We start from the raw sequence: 20,612 nt of genomic DNA, 5'->3' as shown, positions 1-20,612 counted from the left end.
TTATCGAAGCAGCGAGAAGTGAGCTTTAAACTCCCTGTTACTGCCATCTGATGAAGTATATAATAGTTTAAACCAGTAGTCGGTTGCCGGAAGCTGTTCGCCGTTAAAGCTACCATCCCAGCCATTGGCTCCGGGCTTTACAACCGATACTACCTTGCCATACCTGTCAAAGATATAAATTATCGCATTGTCCTGACCGCTAAGCCCTTTAATGTTCCATGTATCACGAATACCGTCGCCATTCGGGCTAAAGAAACGGGGGTAATCAAGTGCATAAACTTCTAAGACTACCGGGTTACAGCCGTTCTTATCATTAACTATAATTGTATAAAACCCTTCAGTTATTCCTGTAAATACATTATCATCCTGGAAAGGCCCCCCGTTAAGGCTGTACTCATAATCGCCTGAGCCGCCTGTTACATCAACAGTAATCGTTTGCCTGAACTGGAAATCGGTTTCCACTATTGCAGTAGCTACCGCAGGCGATGAAACCCTAACGGTTGCAGCAGCGCTGGATGTACAGCCATTAGCATTGGTTACAGTTACTGTATAATCACCCGGTTCTATAACAATAAGTGTGTTTGTAGTGTTAGGCAATGTTTCGCCATCTTTATTCCATACAAATGTATTGGTGCCTAAAGGCAGTCCTGTGTTTAAGATTATTGCATTATTCTCACCGGTTTCTAAATCACGGCACAGGTAATAAATATCCTCAAGCTCAGGCTCAGGTAATGCAATTACATCTACTATAAATTCGGCTGAAGCAGTACATTCGGCTCCTACCGTATAGCTGATAATAACTGTACCATCTGTAATACTTGTAACAAGTCCGTTTTCATCTACTGTGGCTACATTGTCATTACTGCTTGTCCATATTCCGTCAATAACAAGGTTTTCAAGCTGGGTGGTATCGCCTGCACAGATAATACCATTGCCTGTAATTACACCCGGATCAGGTGCAGGTGCTGGAGGGTTATTAATGGTTATGGGTTCTGAGTCTTCAGTACACCCGGCAGCATTCCTTACGGTTATGATATATGTTCCGGGCACTACATCGGGGAATGTAGCATTAGCCTGATAGGTTAGTCCTGAATCAATACTATAGCTAAAGCCGGGGCCTCTTGGCGAGTTAACCTCAATTTTACCAAATGGGTTTTCACAATCTGGCTGTAATGCTGTAACTACTGGTGCGACAGGGAAAGCAGGCTGCGGTTGTACTGTTTTTGTTACCGGTAACGAAACACAGCCATCAGCATTCTGAACTCTTATAACATAAGAGCCGGGTGCAAGATTTGTGAATTGATTACTTGTTTGATAGGTGGCACCATTATCTATACTATACTGTAAGCTTGCACCTGTAGGTGATGTAACAGTAATACTGCCTGTAGTTGTTGTACAGTCGGGGTTTACTACATCTGCAACGGGTACTCCAGGTGTTTGTGGTGCCGGGTTTATGGTTACAGGTGTAGGATTTGCCGATATACAACCTGCTGCGTTACGCACATATACATTATAAGTTGCAGGAGCCAAACCTGTAAAGGTTGCAGATGATTGATAGTTGATACCGTTTATACTGTATTGTAATCCTGCATCGGTTGGCGACAGTACGGTTATACTGCCCGTACTGCTTCCGCAGGATGGTTGGTTAGCGAGCACTACTGCATCGCCAGGAATATTAGGTACGGTAGTTATAGTGACATTTACCGTTGCCGAAGTACAGCCCGACTGGTTGCGTACTACAAGTTGATATTGGCCTGGTGCAAGATTACTGAATGTGTTATTGTTACTGTAAGTATTGCCATTGTTTATACTGTATTCAAGCCCTGTGCCGACAGGAGAAGTAATAGTGATACTACCAAAAGGATTGGTACATGTAGGGTTGGTTTGCGTATAACCTGCCTGCTGTGGTACAGGCGGTGCGGCGTTAATGGTAGCTGTTGCAGGATTTTCTGATATGCACCCTGCGCTGTTCTTTACCAATACGGTATAGTTGCCGGGGGCAAGCCCGCTAAACACTGTACTGCTTTGGTAATTAATACCGTTTATACTGTAAGTTAAGCCCGTTCCCGTTGGTGCAGTTACCGTTAGGCTTCCAAATGGTGTAGTACAGGTAGGCTGTACAGCCGTTACAACAGCATCAGCAGGTATAGCAGGGGCAGGGGCAATGGTTACCGAGATCGGCTGTGATGTACATCCTTCAGCATTCTGAACCACTAAACCATAGGTATCAGGTGCTAAATCGGTAAATGACGGTTGGTTTTCAAATGTATTTCCACCGTCTATACTGTATAAAGTGCCTGTTCCTGTTGGTGAATTAAAAGTAATGGCTCCGGTTGTATCATCACATCCTAAAGCTGTAACAGAATAGGTTGGCTGTGCTATTCCCGGTGCCGGATTTACCGTAACGCTTAAAGGCGCAGATATACAGCCATCTGTATTTTGTACGGTAACTGAATATGTGTTAGGCGTAAGCCCGCTGAATACAGGTGAGGTTTGATATGCCCCACCGATGCTGTATTGAAGCCCCGTTCCGGTTGGCGATGAAATTGTAATAGTTCCCGTAGCTGTCGTACAGGTAGGCTGCGTTACTGTGGCAACGGCCTGAGCCGGAGTAGCAGGTGCAGGGTTTACCGTTATGCTAACAGGCGCAGAGATACAACCATCTGCATTTTGTACAATTACATTATACGTATTAGGTGTAAGCCCGCTGAATACAGGTGAAGTTTGATATGCCCCGCCGATACTGTATTGCAAGCCCGTTCCGGTTGGAGATGTGATGTTGATGGTTCCCGTAGCTGTCGTACAGGTTGGTTGCGTTACTGTGGCAACGGCCTGAGCCGGAGCAGCAGGCGCAGGGTTTACCGTAACGCTGACAGGCGCAGAGATACATCCGGCTGCATTTTGTACGGTAACGGAATATGTATTAGGCGCAAGCCCGCTGAATACAGGTGAAGTTTGATACGCACCGCCAATGCTGTATTGTAGTCCCGTTCCGGTTGGCGATGTTATGGTTATAGTTCCCGTAGCAGTAGTACAGGTTGGTTGCGTTACCGTAGTAACGGCCTGTGCCGGAGCAACAGGAGCAGGGTTTACTGTAACGCTGACAGGCGCAGAGATACAACCCTGCGCGTTTTGTACCATTACGTTATAAGTATTCGGCGTAAGCCCGCTGAATACAGGCGAAGTTTGATATGCACCGCCAATGCTGTATTGCAAGCCCGTTCCGGTTGGTGATGAAATTGTAATAGTTCCCGTAGCAGTAGTACAGGTTGGCTGCGTTACCGTGGCAACGGCCTGAGCCGGAGCAGCAGGAGCAGGGTTTACTGTAACGCTGACAGGCGCAGAGATACAACCTTGGGCATTTTGTACAGTTACAGAATACGTATTAGGTGCAAGTCCGCTGAATACAGGCGAGCTTTGATATGCCCCACCGATGCTGTATTGCAGTCCAGTTCCGGTTGGCGATGTAATGGTGATGGTTCCCGTAGCAGTAGTACAGGTAGGCTGCGTTACTGTGGCAACGGCCTGTGCCGGAGCAACAGGAGCAGGGTTTACTGTAACGCTGACAGGCGCAGAGATACAACCCTGCGCGTTTTGTACCATTACGTTATAAGTATTCGGCGTAAGCCCGCTGAATACAGGCGAAGTTTGATATGCACCGCCAATGCTGTATTGCAAGCCCGTTCCGGTTGGTGATGAAATTGTAATAGTTCCCGTAGCAGTAGTACAGGTTGGCTGCGTTACCGTGGCAACGGCCTGAGCCGGAGCAGCAGGAGCAGGGTTTACTGTAACGCTGACAGGCGCAGAGATACAACCTTGGGCATTTTGTACAGTTACAGAATACGTATTAGGTGCAAGTCCGCTGAATACAGGCGAGCTTTGATATGCCCCACCGATGCTGTATTGCAGTCCAGTTCCGGTTGGCGATGTAATGGTGATGGTTCCCGTAGCAGTAGTACAGGTAGGCTGCGTTACTGTGGCAACGGCCTGTGCCGGAGCGGCAGGCGCAGGGTTTACCGTAACACTTGCAGGAGTAGAGATACAGCCTTGGGCATTTTGTACAGTTACAGAATACGTATTAGGTGCAAGCCCGCTGAATACAGGCGAAGTTTGATACACCCCGCCGATGCTGTACTGAAGTCCCGTTCCCGTTGGCGATGTAATGGTGATGGTTCCCGTAGCAGTTGTACAGGTTGGCTGTGTAACTGTAGCAACGGCCTGAGCAGGTGTGGCACTATTTATTAATGTTACGTTTACAGGATCTGAAACGCAGCCTGAAAGGTTCTTAACAGTTACCGGATAGGTGCCGGGAGCTAAATTATTGAATGTTGTAGTAAACTGGTAGGTACTGCCATTGATGCTGTACGAAAGCCCAAATTCTAATGGTGATGTTACCGTGATACTTCCTGTAGCAGATGTACATCCCGGCTGTGTAACATTTACCTGTGCGGCATCGGGCGCTTCTGTAATATTAAGCTGCGCGGCATTGCTTATAAGCTCGCAGGTAGTTGAGGTCAGCACACAGTAATACTGGTTTCCGTTAAAGCTGAAAGGCGCGTCCAGCACATTAAGTGTTGCGGCTGTTGCTCCTGAATAGTTAGCGCCATTGGTAACATTTACCCAGTTGCCGGCGCTGTTAAGTACCCGCCATTGGTAGGTATATCCTGTACCCGGGGGCACAACCGTAAAGGATGCATCTTCGTTTTCGCAAATATATTCAGATGCAGGGCCTGTAAAATCAGGTGTTGGTGCACTTACAGGGTTCGCAGTATGCTGGTCAAGGTCTGTACAAAATTCTTCACCATATACAAACCAGTCATTTACATTAAACTGAGCTTTTGGCGCAATCGCATCCGGTTTCCGTATGAGTGTATAACCTCGTCCTGATAACTCACCTGAACCTAATGGTATTTCAACATTATCAATAAGAGTTCCATTTTTAAGCAGCTCAAATTCATCATTTGCATTTATACCATTGGTTAACGGAAAATCGGTAGGAATGCCCGGGCATGCTGTAGTTATCTGTATAGCAACTATAAAAGTGTCTCCCGGCGCTATTGTACCTGTTAGGCTCATATTATAGCTTGGTGGGCCTATGCTAATATCGCCATATCGCAGTAATGTATAACCGTTAAGATTAATGGGGTTTGATGTTGGGTTGTATAATTCTATGGCACCCGGTACTCCGTTATATGCATCATATATTTCTGAAATGTAAACATCGCTTTCACACTCAGACGCTAAAACTGTAAAACTGCCTGCCGTATCGTTACAACCGGAGCCATTAACCACTATCGTTCCTGTAGCAGCACCTTCGGGTACAAGGGCAATCAACTCTGTATCCGATAGTGCGGCAAATGTTGAGGTAATGCCGTCAAAAGTAACCGATGTAGCTTCATTAAATCCGGTTCCTGTTAAGGTAACCAATGTATTTTCGGGCCCAGAGGCAGGTGTGTATGAGGTAATATCAACAGGGCAGAGTGGAGAGGCGGCATTTGAAATAACACCGTTTAAAGTAAAGTCATCCAGCACAACATTACCACTACCCGTTGGGGAGTTATTAAAGCTTACAATTACTGTAACAGTACCTGTAAGGCCTGTTACAGGTGTACTAACAGGTGTATTTCCTGTAGATACCCCTGTTGTGGGTACTGACCCATTACCCACCTGTGTACCATTTATAAACATATTCCATGTTTGGGCTGCCGAAGGTGACCTTTTTCTCCAAAAACTGAAAGAAGTTATGTCTAGCTGCTTACCTGCTGCCACATTAAATGTTAGGGTAAGTTGGGTAGTTGGGGTAGTACCCGCATTTGGTGAAGTTACAGAAAGCGCTATACTGTTAGATGCCCCGTTTACGTTAAGCCAGTTTCCGGTATTGTTGGTCCACGAGGATCCGGAAAGGTTGGGGTTTAAAATATTTGGTGTGCCTGTATAGGGGTTATCGGTTATAACCGTATTGCCAAAGTTATGCTGGTAAACCTGTCCGTAAAAAGTAACAGGCAGCATAAAGGCAAAAAAAAACAAAGCGAATGTGCTTTTTAAAAGTAACGTATTGTTTTTCAATACCATTTTAGTTTGAGTTAAGACTTTATTAACAGGCCAAAATTAAAAGTTTTTGATAGCCGACTTATTATCAAAACATTATTTAACTATCGTTCAAATGTAAATAAATTATTAACTCAACATATATAAAAAGTAAAGCCGCTAAAATTTAGCGGCTTTACTTACATTATAGTTTTTATGTTCTTATTGTTGCCTGTTCACATATACCCATCCGGTTTTAGAATCACTCGCAGTTTCAACAACATAAAAATAAGTTCCTGTAGGCAGTTCATCACCATTGTCTGACTGGCCCATCCACTCATTTATATAATTGCTCCTGCTGTACACTTCTTTACCGTAACGGTTAAATATAGTTACTTTGGTAGCACCTAAACCTGTAAGGTCAAATGTATCGTTATCACCATCATTGTTAGGAGAGATACCTCTTGGTATCATACAGAATGTATGTTCAACACTAAAGGTATAAGTCGCTTCGCAGCCTGCTGCATTTATAACTGTAACAGTAAACTCAAGCGGATACTGTGAAGCATCGATGTTATTGTTAAGGGCATATGCGCTTGCATCAAAGGTTTCTTCGCTGCCAACAACATTATTACCTCTTCTCCAGGTGTAGCTAACTATATCAGAGGCACTGCCTGTAACAGTTGTTTCCAACAGGTAAGTAGTACCAAAAGTGGTTTCGGTACAGCCTTGTACTCCTGTTACTACCGGTGGGGTTGGTATTTCATCAATGATTATAATCTCAGTTTCAGATGTACAGCCATCAGGATTTTGTACTGTTATGGTGTAGCTGCCTGGTGCAAGGTTATCGAAAAAGCGTGTTGGCTGATAAGTTGTACCGCCATCAAGGCTGTAGCTGAATCCTGCTCCTGCAGGGGCAATCACTTCAATCATACCTGTTGTAATAGTACAGGTAGGTTGTGTTTCTAAATAAGTTGCCACTTCTGCGCCTGTAGGCTCGTCGATGATAACATCTGCAGTAGAAGTACATCCGTCAGCATTACGAACAGTTACGGTATAAATATCCGGTGCTAAACCCGTAAATAAAGTACCGCTCTGAAATGTTGTGCCATCTATACTATATGTAAACGAAGGGTCTATAGGTGCTGTAATTTCTATTGTTCCTGTTGCAACAGCACATGTAGGCTGTGTAACAGTTGTTACAGCAACGGCAGGACCGGCAGGAATATTATCTATTACAATATCTGAAGTTACAGACGTACACCCTCCTGCATTCTGCACGGTAACTGTATAAGTTTGTCCCGGTGTTAAGCCGGAGAAAGTAGTTGCCGACTGGAATGTAGTACCATCTATACTATAAGTAAGTCCTGCTCCTGTTGGTGCGGTAACTTCTATAATTCCGGCTGTTGTACAGGTAGGTTGTGTAACTGTTACGGCTGCCATATCCGGTGTTGTTGGTGCTGGCTCAACTACTATACCTGATGTTGATGCAGTACAGTTCATAGAGATCATAACAGTAACAGTGTAAGTACCCGGCGCTACATTAAATATATTGCTCAACTGGAAATCAGTACCATTAATACTGTACATTGTAGTTGCCCCAACAGGTGAGGTAACTTCTATTATTCCTGAAGTTTCGCCGCAGGCAGGGTTAGTAATGGTTACAACAGGTGCATCAGGCAAAACAGGAGCTTCGTTGATGATTATAGCATCTGTAACAGATGTACATCCGCCCGCGTTTTGTACAGTTATAGTATAGCTGCCTTCTGTAAGTCCGCTAAATGTGGTTCCTGTCTGGAAATCAGTTCCGTTAATGCTGTATTCCAGTCCTGCACCCAGTGGGGCTGTAACTTCTATTATACCCGCTGTAGTACATGTAGGCTGTGTAACAGTAGTTGTTGCAACAGCAGGTGCTGTTGGTGTGGCATCAATTGTTATGTTGGCAGTAACCGATGTACAACCGTCTACATTTTGTACGGTTACGGTATATGTTCCTTGGGTAAGTCCGCTAAATGTGGTTCCTGTCTGGAAATCAGTCCCGTTAATGCTGTACTCTAAGCCTGTTCCAAGTGGCGCGGTAACTTCTATAATACCTGCTGTAGTACAGGTTGGCTGCGTTACAGTAGTAGTAGCTACTGCCGGTGTGGCAGGAGCAGCATTAATTGTTATGTTGGCAGTAACCGATGTACAGCCCTCTGCATTTTGTACGGTTACGGTATATGTTCCCTGAGTAAGTCCGCTAAAGGTTGTCCCTGTCTGGAAATCGGTACCGTTTATGCTGTACTCTAAACCTGCTCCTAGTGGCGCAGTAACTTCTATAATACTTGCTGTAGTACAGGTTGGCTGCGTAACTGTAGTTGTGGCTACTGCAGGAGTGGAAACAGGAGTAAGTATTATATCTGTAGTTTCAGAAATACATCCGTCAGCATTCATCACTGTTACGGTATAAGTACCCGCTGCAAGTCCGCTAAAAGTAGTTCCCATCTGGAAATCTGTTCCGTTAATACTGTACTCAAGTCCTGCTCCCAGTGGCGCTGTTACCTGAATTGTACCTGTTGTTGTGGTACAGTTTGGCTGTGTCACGGTAGTTGTTGCTACTGCAGGCGCATTAGGCGCAGGGTCTATAACGATATCCGCAGTTTCAGATGTACATCCGTCTGGGTTCTGTACTGTTACGGTATATGTACCTGCTACAACATTATTAAATGTAGTTCCTGTCTGGAAATCGGTACCGTTAATGCTGTACTCCAAACCTGCCCCAAGTGGTGCGGTTACTGTTATGCTGCCTCCTGTAGTACAGGTAGCCTGTGTAACAGTAGTGGTAGCTACTGCCGGCCCTGCAGGTGCAGGATTAATAATTATGTCAGCCGTTTCAGATGTACAGCCATCTATATGGCTAACAATAATAGTATATGTACCCGGTGCAAGGCCTGAAAATGTTGTGGTAGCCTGAAAATCCATTCCGTCAACGCTATAAGTATATCCTGCTCCAACCGGGGCAGTAACTTCTATAATGCCAGATGTAGTACAGGTTGGCTGTGTTACAACGGTTGTGGCAACGTCAGGAATTACAGGAGCTTCATTAATAACTATTGGTGCTGTTACAGATATACATCCTAAAGCATTTTGTACAGTTACCGTATAAGTACCCTCGGTAAGATTTTCAAATAAAGGGCTTGCCTGGAAATCAGTACCGTTGATACTGTATTCAAGTCCTGTCTCTATTGGGGATGTTATTTCTATACTTCCTGATGCATCTGTACAGTTTGGCTGTATTATTGTAGTAACAGCTATATCCGGCGCAAGTGGCGATGGAGGCACTATAACAGGCATAGTAGATAAACATCCTGCTGAAGACTGAATGTATAGTGTATATGTACCGGGATTAAGTCCGGTAATTGTGGTATTAGCGCTAAAGTCTGTACCGTTAAGGCTAAAAGTTAGATCATCTCCTATAGAAGCTGTAATTTGAATGCTACCGCTGTTTGGTGTACAGGTTGGTGCGGTAGGTATAACTACTGCAACCGGTAGCGGAGAAACGGTTAATTGTGCCGCATCGCTTATAAGCCTACAAGAAGCCGATTCTATTTCGCAATAGTACTGGCTGCCGTTAAGCGACATCATTGCGTCTATTACAGTTAATGTATTTGTGGTAGCTCCTGAAAAGTCAGATCCATCAGTAACGTTAACCCAAACGCCTGATGCGTTAAGTGTTTTCCATTGGTAGGTAAAACCTGTAGGGTTGCTTATCTGAACAGTAAATACTGCCTCTTCGCCTTCGCAAACACTCTGGCTTTCCGGCTGCTGTACTATTACATTAGAAAGCTGAATATTATGTATTCCCAGGTTGGCACAGTCATTAGGCGTAAAAGTCCAGTCAGTGCCGCTATACACACTTGTAGGTGCTTCGGCAGTAGGTGTCCTTATCACAGTATAGCCAGTGTTGTTTGGTGCCCTTGCAATATCTATAACTACACCATTTTTACGAATCCTGAATTCATCATTTGCGTTAATACCTGTATTGATACTTGCCTGTGGCGTATTGGTACAACCCGGGCTATCACCAGTGTTGCTTATTACAAGGTAAGTAGAGAAAGGCGCTATAGAGCCCGGCAGCGTTAAAGTGTTAGAGGGCGCAACATCGCCAATGGTACCATATCTTTCCAGCACGTACTGCCCATTAAAAGTAATGGTGTTAGGAGTTGGGTTGTATAGCTCTATCATACCATAACTACCCGGAGTATGATCATATAATTCTGATATAAATACTTCTGTAGAATTGCCAAGATCAGGGCAGTCTGAAGCTAAGATAGTAAACGAAGAAGTATCTGCCTCGCAGCCATTAGTGGTAATCGTTATAGGGCCGGCAGTTGCATTGTGCGGAACTACAGCTTTTATTAATTCATTTGACACAACCGTAAAGCCCGCTGCAGTAATACCGTTAAAAGAAACGGCTGTTGTGCCTGTGCCTGTTGTAAAACCACTGCCGTTTATGGCTACCACTGTTTCTGCAGGGCCGCTTGCAGGGCTTATAGAGGTTACTGTTGGTGGCACGCACGCATCAGTTACAGTACCGCTAAGGGTAAAGTTATCTAAAGCGAAAGAACCGCTTCCTAAAGGATTTGTAAGCGTAAGCACAACAGTTACAGTGCCTGTAAGCCCTGTTACAGCATTTGTTACGGCTGTAGTGCCTATTGCAGCACCTGTAGAGGGTACAGTACCTGTACCAACTGCAATGCCATTAATGGCCATGCTCCAGTTTTGAGGTCCCACCGGAGAGCGTTGTCTCCAGAAGTTATATGATGCTATACTTAACTCTTTACCCGGTGCTACATCAAATGTAAGCGTCATTGTGGCTCCCGCAGTAGCAGCCGGATGCCCAAGGGCCTGACCTGACTGGCCTGTGTAACTTACCCAGATACCTAAATTATTTGTCCATGCAGAATTTGAGATATCCGGACTTGAAACTGTTGGCGCAACTGTATACGGATAGCTTGTTATTGGCGTGGCGCCAAAATCGTGCTGGTAAATTTGTGCAGTAGCGCTAAGGCACAACATGAGCATGAGTGCCTGCAACAATCCCGATAATTTTAGTCGCGATGTAGTTTTTTTCATAGATGATTCTTTTTTGTTTACTATTGCTGAAAATGCCGCGCAAGTTACAAGAACAAATTAATAAGTTTATTATGACAGTCTTATTTTATTGTTATGTATTTTGCGGAACCTATTATATTGGGGCTAAAGTACCACATTAAAAGCCAAAATTGTGATAAAGAAAACATTATGAAAGCATAAAGTTTTGTAAAAGACTATGTTAAGTATCTTAAAATCAAACAAATAAAAAACGGGAGGCATGCCTCCCGTTCCTTTTAGAATTTATGTTGTAAAGCAATTACTTTATAACTACTTTTTTAGTAACAACATTTTCACCAGATGTTATAACCACCATGTAAATACCCTGTACGGCATTTTCCATTTTAAGGCTTTCCCTTCCGGTAATTTTTTTAGAAAGTACCTGTTTGCCAAGTGCATCAAATACAGTTACATCAGCATTAGCTTCTGTAGACGGAAGCTCTACCATAAACTCACCATTGTTAGGGTTTGGATAAAGCATTACTTCTGAAGAACCTGCACTAAAGTTGTTTTCTTTGGCATCTTTAGTATCTTCTGCAGGAAGCATAGCCTGCCTTGCTGAAGAACCAGAGTAGCAATCCCACGCGATATCATCTATGATAGTCCTGTTGCCGCTGTTCTCTATCTCTATAGTAACATCACCTGTTACATTTATTACTTCAGAGAACTGGGTAGGAGTAGTGCTTGATACTGTAATATCGCCACCAAACTGAACACCATTTACAAATACTTTAAGTGTAGAGTTGTTGCTGAATACCCTTGCATAGTTAAATGTAAGTGTACCGATACCGCCTGATACAGGAGTTACGTTAGTTAAAGAACCAACCCTTACACAGATAGCATCATCTGTTAGGTTTTGATCCGTCCTTGCATCTGTAGCAGTCCAAACAACACCATTGTCACCAGTCCAGGTGCGTGTAGTATAGTTGCTCTGGTTTGTACCCATGTTGCTGAAAGATTCAGAACCACCAATACAAGGCGCTTCAGTAGTCTGGATTTCATCCTCAATGCTTGTTACAGAATATACCGGTCCGCCAAAGCAGTCAACAGAGTTGTAAGTATAGATGTAAATAGGGTAAGCAGTTGAAGCAGCAAGGTCAGCTACAGAGAAGCTTGCGCTGCTACCTGAATATACTACAGTAGCATCTCCAAGAGTACTTCCGGCAGTATAAGTAGTACCATCTACAGGAGTACCAACAGTTGTACCTGATATAAGTACTAAAGCAAGATATCCGTCAGCGGCAGAGTTACCTGTAACAGTTACATCAGCAGATGTATCAGTAACATTAGCATAGTCTACAGATCCGTCAGCATCTGGAGCAACACAGGCAACCTGTGCAGTAGCGTTAAGGTTAACAACACAGTTAGACTCGTCAGCATCGTCACTTACTATTGTAAGTGTAGCGGCATATACGGCAGCAGCAGCGCTGTTAAACCTTACAGTAACATCCTGAGTTCCCTGAGGGGCTATTACAAAAGTTGAGTCTATCGGGCTAACTACAGAATAAGTACTGTCGCTAACAATTAGGTCGCTAATAGTAAGGTCTAAAGCGCCCCTGTTTTGTATAGTAAAAGTACGCTCGTTATCTACACCTGCAAGTACGTTACCAAACTCCAGGTTAAAGCTGCCACACTGCTGTGCAGAAAGGTTGCTGTCAAGAAGTTGTATTTCCTGAGTAGTTGGTACCTGGTAGCAGTTCCATACCACGTCATCAATAATAGTCCTGTTACCGCTGTTTTCTATTTCTACAGTAACATCTCCGGCTACATCGACAACAACTGAATATTCAGAAGGTGTAGTTTCAGAAACTGTAACATCAGAACCGTACTGAACACCGTTTACGAATACTTTAAGTGTAGAGTTACCTGTAAATACCCTTGCATAGCTAAAAGTAAGCGTACCTATACCACCGGTTACAGGTGTAGTGTTAGTAAGAGAACCTGTCCTAATAGCAATAGCATCGCCGTTAAGTTCCTGGTCTGTCCTTGCATCAGTAGCTTCCCACTCAACGCCGTTGTCGCCTGTCCATGTCCTTACAGCATAGCTGCTAAGGTTGCTTCCCATGTTAGAGAACGTTTCGTTAGCGCCAATACATGGAGCAACAGGAGTAGTAAATCCGATTATTGCAGGGTTAGCAGCATAAAGCGGGCCACCTGTACAGTCAACATTGTTGAAAGGGAAAACAAACACATTGTAGTCGCTGTCCTCTTCAAGGCCAGATAGCGTAAATTCAGCAGCAGCACCCACATAAGCTACAACACCTCCACCAAGTGTATCGTTAACCGCATAGTTAACAGTATCTGAAGGGTTAGCAGTAAGAGAGCTGTTAAAGCTGATTACAGCAAGATAGTTATCGGCTACAGTACCTGTTACAGTAATATCAGCAGATGCAGCAGTAACGTTAGTTGCATCTATCTCGTCAGTTTCAGCAGGGGCAACACATGCACCAAGAGCTGTACCGGTAAGGTTAACTACACACTCAGCCTCGTTGGCATCATTGCTTGCAATTGTAAGCGTAGCCGGTTTTTGGCCTGCTGTAGTACCTTCAAAACGAACAAGTACTATAGAGGAATTGGATGGAGCAACAGAGAATGAACCTGTTGGAGAAACAACTGAATAGTTGATGGTATCACTTAGTGTAAGGCTGCTTACATTCAGGTTTTGTGTACCTGTGTTTTTGATGTAGAATATAGCATCACTGTAAGAGTTTACCGGGTGAGAACCAAAGTTTACAGTAAGGCTGTCGCAGTCAAAGTTATTGTTGCCTGCATCGGCTATCTGTAGTTCAGGTGCAGAGATAGCAGAGTAGCAGTTCCACTGTACGTTGTCAATCACAGTCCTGTTACCGCTGTTTTGAAGCTCTATAACAACATTGCCAGAAACATTTACTACCTGGGTAAAAGTAGTTGGAGTCTCTGAAGAAACAGTAATATTACCACCATACTGAACACCGTTTACAAAAAGTTTTAAAGTTGAGTTTCCTGAAAAAACCCTTTTATAGTCGAAACTGATAGTACCTACACCACCTGTAACTGTAGAGGTAGTTTTTACAGTACCTGTGCGCACTGCAATTGCCTTACCTGTAAGAGTCTGGTCGGTCCTTGCATCAGTAGCCTGCCATGCAACGCCGTTATCACCTGTCCAGGTGCGTGTAGCGTAGTTTGTTGCGGCAGTACCAATGTTAGTAAATGATTCTGAACCGCCACCTGTACATTCTACAATGGCAGAAGATGCCCCGAAAATTCCCGTTATGGTATTCAGGTTACCAAAAGAAAGCCCGGTAATACCAGCAAAGGCAAGGGCTATTAATAATCTTTTTTTAAACATAATAATTAAGATTAAAGAGTTGGATAAATAGTTGTTTTAAAGCATTTTATACCTGCAGGGTTTGTTGCTTTAGTATCCAAAATTAATCTTAAAGCCATTTACTAAAACGTTTTTTTAGCTAAGAATTTATTATGTTAATGTTACTAAAAAACTGATTATTAACTATTTAATAAATATTAATTAGCTTCTTAACTACTTTATTACGCCAGTATTAATAATTGTTAATTAAAAAAAGCAGCGACCAATATTTGAGGTCGCTGCTACTGTTTTTTATGTTTGTAAAAGTTTATTGCTTAATAAACTTTACGGCCTGTATATCATTTACTATAATAGTATAAATGCCTGAAGGCAATTCTTTTACAGATAAAGGTTCTCCCTGTGCTATTGTTACTGTTTTAACCATTTGCCCTAAAGCATTATAAATAGTGCCCTGAACATTATTAGTTCCTGTGCCCGCTAAGTAAATATTATCAGTCGCCGGATTAGGATATAAATACGCCATTTGCTTTTCAGGATTTTCTATGCCCATTGTTCCCGTAGCCATTTTAGCTAAAAAAGGATAGTACTGCCCGGTAACAGATGTGTGGGTTAAGCTCCCGAATGTTATATCGCCAAAAGCCATACCTGCTATATACAGGTCACCGTTATTGTTTACAGAAACTGCATCTGCGCGGTTAAACCCGTCTCCTGTTGCCGTAACGGCTCTAACTATGTCTCCGTCGGGGTTGTATTGCAGTACAATTACATCCCTTCCTGTAGTGCCGCTATTGGTAGTTATACCATTACCCCAATTAATATCCATAGCGGTAGAACCTGAAAAATAAACATTGCCCTGACTGTCTATATCCAGAAAATTTCTGTTTCCGGGTATCGCTATGCCACTGCCCGGCACTTCACGCACCCACACAAAGTTACCCTGTGCATCAAGCCTTGCAACAAAAAAGTCGTCAAAGCCCGATATTGGCCCTTCTGACTGTATATCATCAAACATTGTATTTGTGAACAGGTTACCGCTGAAATATACCTCGTCAGGCGATTTTGCCACTATCTGCATTGCGGGACAGGTAATATCTTCTAAGAACTTTACCCATTGGTAAACACCTGCGTTGGAATATTTGGCGATATAGGTATCATAAGCAAATCCTGAATCTTCAGTGACACCTGCAAAAGTAGCATTAAAGTTGCTGCAGGAGCCGGCGCTGTATATGTTGCCTTCGCTGTCAACACTTAAAGAAGTTATCCTGCCTACATTTAACTGCTCTATTGTGTAAAGGAAATTATTAAATTTTGAGTACACTGATATATAGGAATTCATGAAGTTGCCATATCCTATATATATGGTGTCGTTTTCATCAACTGCAATTGCACTGAATTCATTCACATCGCTGCCTTCTGTTTCGTTCAGCTCAATAGGTTCATACCATACTAAATCTCCTGACGCATTAAACTTAGCCAGCAGCCATTTTTCTCCGCTGGTTGCCGTCAGCGTTACATCATCTATCGTTATGGTTTCTATATAGCTCAATGCTATTATAGTATTGCCCTCAGAATCTGCCGCTATGCAGTGAGAAGCAGCCTTGCCTGTAATTTCTTTAATGAATGAAGGCTCGCCATCGGCAGTATATTTTATAAAATGGAGTTTGCCCATTATACTGTTATAAGGCACAGCATCATCTTTAAACCCTAGAAAATAAACATTGCCCTGTGCATCGGTAGTGGTAGAGTAGCCCACCATTTGAGAGTTCATATTGAAGTTAATCGTTGGGGCTTTTACCCAGGCTGCGTCCTGGCTATATACTGTTACCCCAGAAAGTAATATTAGTGCTAAAGAAGTAATGTTTTTCATGATACTATTTTACTTCAAAAGTATAACGGTATTGCTGATGATGTAGTAGCTCTTTATTATTTGCAACCTGATAATTAGTAAACAGGGATTGTGAATGAGTATTTGTTATGAGTAGGCAGGGTAATAAGTAAAAAAAAAGTAAAAAATTCAGTCAGAAACAGTCAGAAACTGACAGTAAATGTATAAAAAATTCCATTTGCGCGCCGCCATAAAATAGAAAAAGCCCTGTAAAACAGGGCTGTCAGGTAGTGATCGCGACAGGATTCGAACCTGTGACCGCCTGCTTAGAAGGCAGGTGCTCTATCCAGCTGAGCTACGCGACCCTAATACGTTACACGCATTAAAAATAAATCCCGCCTTAAGCGGGATATGCAACTTGTCGGGGTGGCAGGATTCGAACCTGCGACCTCCTGGTCCCAAACCAGGCGCGATGACCGGGCTACGCTACACCCCGAAAGAAGCGGAGAGACAGGGATTCGAACCCTGGCGACGATTGCTCGCCGACAGATTAGCAATCTGCTCCGTTACCACTCCGGCACCTCTCCTTAAGCATCAAGGCTTAGCCTTTTTGCGGTTGCAAATGTAACTTTTTTATTCTAATAAGTGCAACAATTATGGTAAGTTTTTTTAATTTTTTTGCAACGTAAATTTAAAGTGTTTAACACTCAATATACTACATATATTTTATTTTAAGCATTTCAGGAAGTTTTTAAAATACACTTCAGGAAAATATTCCTTTTTCGTTGTTTCGCTGTCAATTTCAGAGCGTACAGGGTAGTCAACCGTTTCTGTAGTATATTTAACTCTTATAAATGTAATGCTGGCCGACTCAAGATCTTCTATAGAGCCTTTTGTAAACAGGAAGGTACCCGACAGCACGCGGATGTTATTTTTTTCGGCAGCATCATATATCAGCCCTGCACAATTATTATCAATAGCGCTTATAAAAGTTACAACCTTACCGTTAGTTAGCTGCACATATATCTTTGAGTTTTTATCGAGGCAGTACAGTTTAGGGAAATCCTTACTTTTTGCAAGCAACTGAAAGTTAAGCAACGGTGTACCGCCACTGTTGGTAAGCGAAAAGAACATGAACTGTGCACTGCCGCCAAACACTTTTTCATACATCAGGTATTCGCGGGTGGTTTTAAGTTCTGTGCCGTCTTCAGTATTTTCTACAGTAAACTCGCAATCCTTGTTATCTGTCTGGGCAGTTGCGTTAATTGTATAAGTAATAAGCAGTAAAAGCAGTAGCAGTTTCTTCATTATTAAATTTTGCTGCAAAGTAACACAATTTTATCATTATTAAGATTAGTGGTAAAGAAAGCATACCTGTCGCCACCATCTTTAAGTTTCCATTTCTTTCGCAGTTCAGCCACTGCGACAGGAAAGTTCCGGGTAGTAATGTTGAGTTTTTGACCTTCAAGGCTCTTCATCTCTTTTTTACCATAGGGCAGCACTCCATCAATTATAAACCGCCTCCCGGGGAAATCAATTAACTTATCAGAGGTAAAAAGCTGGGTATGTTTATGCAGCTTATTAATCTCAAAATGTTTACCAACAGCATCAAAAGCCCCTGATTTCATAACGGCACTATTGGGCTCATAAAGATGTTGCTGTGGCAGGCTGTAACTGGCAATACCATCATCATTATGCATTACATTAAAAACTTCATTACCCTCTTTTCTAATATTGATGGTCTCGGCCATTATATTTCCGGCATAACCTTTTTCAAGTATCCAGAGTAATTCTTTTACTTCATTGTCAAGTGCAATAATATGTATTTGCTTTACGCTGTGCAGTTCGTTAAGCCCGGCAGTAATATCAAGCAGCGGTGCTGTTTTAATTATAATATTTTTGCTGTAGCTGAAATAAAAATCAAGCAACTCCGGCACGTTGGGCAGGCAGTCTTTCAGCAAAAAGACTTTACCTTTTATGTCATTCCTTCTTGATGGATCAATATAAATGTAATCCCACTGCTGGTTCAGCATTTTTAATGTTTCGGTACTGTCGCCGGGTATGCATTGTATATTATCGGCTCCCAGCATTTTAAAATTATGCTGTGCTATTGCAGAGAGCTCCAGGCTCATTTCGCAGTGTACAACTTTCTCAAAGTTTTTGGAAAAGTAAAAATCATCTATGCCGAACCCACCGGTTAAATCTATAAGGCTGTCGCCGCTTACAAGAGAGGCTTTATACTGTGCCGCCTTTTCTGAAGAGGTCTGCTCTACTGAAACTTTGGTCGGATATATGATATGGTCTGTATTGAACCAAAACGGCAGCTTGTCTTTTGCTTTTTGTCGTGCTGCAACCTGGTTGAGAACTTCTGCCCACTCTAAATAAGGGAATGGGTTCTTTTGCAGGGCAAGCACTGTTACATCTGAGGTTGTATTTTCTCTTATAAAACGTTGTACTTCCGGTTCGAGTAATTTCGGGTTCAAATTACAGGTCTTTAGTTAACATTTTCACGACACGGTTATGCGGAAAAAACTCTTTCGCAATAACTTTTAATACGGTATAAAGCGGTACGGCAACTATCATCCCCAATATACCGAAAACAAAACCGCTTGCCAGTATAACAAGGAATATTTCCAGCGGGTGCGAGTTTACACTGTTCGAGAAGATAAGCGGTGCGCTCACATTGTTATCTATTACCTGTGCTATGCTGTAACCTATAACTACATAAAGGGTCGTAGAGAGCATTTCGCCCTGCGTTTCGGGCCCCATAAGCCCAAGCATGGTTAATACTATTACCAGCGCGGTAGCAATAAGCGGCCCTACATAAGGTATAATATTAAGGAAGGCAGTTATAAATGCAATTATAAATGCATTTTCTACACCAAAAATAAGCAGCACTATAAGGTATAATACGAACAATATGCCCATTTGCAGTATAAGCCCAATAAAATAGCGGCTAAGCAAGTAGTCAATTTTGCGCAGTGAACTTAAAATCCTGTCGGCGTGATCCATGGGTAAAAGCTTTCTGAAGCCTTTATCCATCTGCTTGTAATCTTTAAGGAAGAAAAATGTGATAAAAAGTACAGAAGCAAAGCCGATACCAAACCCGCTTAATATGCCCAGAAGTGAGTTAATAAATTCAGGGATGAAATTAAAATTCAGCTTAGATGTAAGGTTAGAATCACTAATTATTTTTTGGGTATCAATGTCATATCCGGAAAAATAATCGTTAACCTGGTTTACAAGGTTAACTACATCCTGCTCAAGTTTTGCAGTATCTAATAAAGAAAGGTTTTCACTCTGAGAAATAATGAGCGGCACAAACAACATAATAAACCCTGCCATGAGCAGTATAAAAAATGCAAGCGTGGTTATAACAGCCGCAATATGCGGAAATTTAAGCTTCCGCTTAAGAAAGCCAACAATAGGGCTGGCAATCATGGTAACAATAAGTGCAATAAACAGGTATATTAGTACTGCTTTTATCTTAAATAAGAACATGAGCAGTATATAAACACCCAATGCTATGGCCAGCGCCCTTAGTATTCCGTTTGCAATAGTTTTAGAGGTTATCATGTAGTTGCATTTTGTACCGAATGTAAAAAAAATATTGCTAAAACGCAGGGCATTAATACAAGATTAAGAAAAGTAAAACCTGAAGAGCAGTTTTTTGGTTAAGCTAACCCTTTTGCAAATCAGTTATTAAAAGCGTAGTTGACAATATTAGCACCCATTTTTAAAGCTTTTTCGCGTACTTCTTTCGGGTCGTTGTGCACTTCCTGGTCTTCCCATCCGTCGCCAAGGTCGGTTTCGAGGGTGTAGAGCAATACCAGCCTGCCTTCAATAAAAATACCCCATGCCTGTGGTGTTTTGTTATCGTGCTCGTGTATTTTGGGTAACCCTTTCGGAAAGGAGAAAGGCCCCTTAAAAATTTCATGGCTTGCAGGAACCTGTACCAGTTCTTTATCGGGGAATATCTTTTTTATCTCGCGGCGAATGTACTGGTCCATACCGTAGTTATCATCAATATGTAGAAAACCACCCGAAGTAAGGTAATTCCGCAGGTTTACCACATCATTATCATTAAACACCACATTGCCATGCCCTGTCATGTGTACGAAAGGATAAGAGAACAGCTCAGGGCTGCCGGCTTCTACCGTTGCCGTGCGGCTGTTGAGCTTTGTATTTATATTCTGGTTGCAGAATTTTGCTAGGTTTGGCAGCGAGGTTGGGTTGCCATACCAGTCGCCCCCGCCGGAGTATTTGAGAACGGCAATTTCCTGAGCCATTGCAAACGCAGGTATCAGGATTAGTATATAG

General features: G+C 42.7%; 8 protein-coding genes and 3 tRNA genes. All 11 read right to left on the bottom strand.

Going from position 1 to position 20,612, the window contains the following annotated elements; genetic code table 11:
• The 11 genes from Q0K96_RS01235 to Q0K96_RS01185 all read right to left on the bottom strand — a co-directional run bounded on the left by Q0K96_RS01235 (position 1) and on the right by Q0K96_RS01185 (position 20,608).
• Positions 1-6,072 carry a T9SS type B sorting domain-containing protein gene (locus tag Q0K96_RS01235; protein WP_297332188.1) on the bottom strand — a complete coding sequence of 2,024 codons (6,072 nt, stop codon included), beginning with the start codon at positions 6,070-6,072 and terminating at the stop codon, positions 1-3.
• A gap of 177 nt (positions 6,073-6,249) precedes the next feature.
• Positions 6,250-11,142 carry a gliding motility-associated C-terminal domain-containing protein gene (locus Q0K96_RS01230; protein WP_297332187.1) on the bottom strand — a complete coding sequence of 1,631 codons (4,893 nt, stop codon included), beginning with the start codon at positions 11,140-11,142 and terminating at the stop codon, positions 6,250-6,252.
• Between the two features lie 277 nt (positions 11,143-11,419).
• The gene (locus Q0K96_RS01225) at positions 11,420-14,488 is read right to left on the bottom strand and encodes a choice-of-anchor D domain-containing protein (RefSeq protein ID WP_297332186.1); all 3,069 of its coding nucleotides are present in this window, start codon (positions 14,486-14,488) and stop codon (positions 11,420-11,422) included.
• Between the two features lie 286 nt (positions 14,489-14,774).
• Positions 14,775-16,334, bottom strand: a complete 1,560-nt coding sequence (locus Q0K96_RS01220) for a T9SS type A sorting domain-containing protein (RefSeq protein ID WP_297332185.1) — start codon at positions 16,332-16,334, stop codon at positions 14,775-14,777.
• Between the two features lie 249 nt (positions 16,335-16,583).
• Positions 16,584-16,657: transfer RNA gene (locus tag Q0K96_RS01215), tRNA-Arg, on the bottom strand.
• A gap of 56 nt (positions 16,658-16,713) precedes the next feature.
• Positions 16,714-16,788, bottom strand: a tRNA-Pro gene (locus Q0K96_RS01210).
• A gap of 7 nt (positions 16,789-16,795) precedes the next feature.
• Positions 16,796-16,879 (bottom strand) — tRNA-Ser (locus Q0K96_RS01205).
• Between the two features lie 139 nt (positions 16,880-17,018).
• Positions 17,019-17,600, bottom strand: a complete 582-nt coding sequence (locus Q0K96_RS01200) for a hypothetical protein (protein ID WP_297332184.1) — start codon at positions 17,598-17,600, stop codon at positions 17,019-17,021.
• 2 nt (positions 17,601-17,602) lie between these two features.
• On the bottom strand, positions 17,603-18,775 hold the full coding sequence (locus Q0K96_RS01195) for a class I SAM-dependent methyltransferase (protein ID WP_297332183.1): 1,173 nt from the start codon (positions 18,773-18,775) through the stop codon (positions 17,603-17,605).
• Position 18,776: 1 nt separating this feature from the next.
• On the bottom strand, positions 18,777-19,868 hold the full coding sequence (locus Q0K96_RS01190; RefSeq protein ID WP_223052030.1) for an AI-2E family transporter: 1,092 nt from the start codon (positions 19,866-19,868) through the stop codon (positions 18,777-18,779).
• A 119-nt stretch (positions 19,869-19,987) separates the two neighbouring features.
• Positions 19,988-20,608, bottom strand: coding sequence for a DUF4159 domain-containing protein (locus Q0K96_RS01185; RefSeq protein ID WP_297332266.1), 621 nt, complete (start codon positions 20,606-20,608; stop codon positions 19,988-19,990).
• Between the last annotated feature and the right edge of the window lie 4 nt (positions 20,609-20,612).

Source organism: Flavobacterium sp. (genome assembly GCF_024305175.1).
GTDB lineage: Bacteria > Bacteroidota > Bacteroidia > Flavobacteriales > Flavobacteriaceae > Flavobacterium.
The sequence above is the reverse complement of the archived record's forward strand: the minus strand, read 5'-3'. Positions and strand labels throughout refer to the sequence as shown.

Excerpts from the sequence above, each read along its gene's own strand:
- Q0K96_RS01235 (WP_297332188.1), bottom strand. The coding sequence starts at position 6,072 with ATGGTATTGAAAAACAATACGTTACTTTTAAAAAGCACATTCGCTTTG.
- Q0K96_RS01230 (WP_297332187.1), bottom strand. The coding sequence starts at position 11,142 with ATGAAAAAAACTACATCGCGACTAAAATTATCGGGATTGTTGCAGGCA.
- Q0K96_RS01225 (WP_297332186.1), bottom strand. The coding sequence starts at position 14,488 with ATGTTTAAAAAAAGATTATTAATAGCCCTTGCCTTTGCTGGTATTACC.
- Q0K96_RS01220 (WP_297332185.1), bottom strand. The coding sequence starts at position 16,334 with ATGAAAAACATTACTTCTTTAGCACTAATATTACTTTCTGGGGTAACA.
- Q0K96_RS01200 (WP_297332184.1), bottom strand. The coding sequence starts at position 17,600 with ATGAAGAAACTGCTACTGCTTTTACTGCTTATTACTTATACAATTAAC.
- Q0K96_RS01190 (WP_223052030.1), bottom strand. The coding sequence starts at position 19,868 with ATGATAACCTCTAAAACTATTGCAAACGGAATACTAAGGGCGCTGGCC.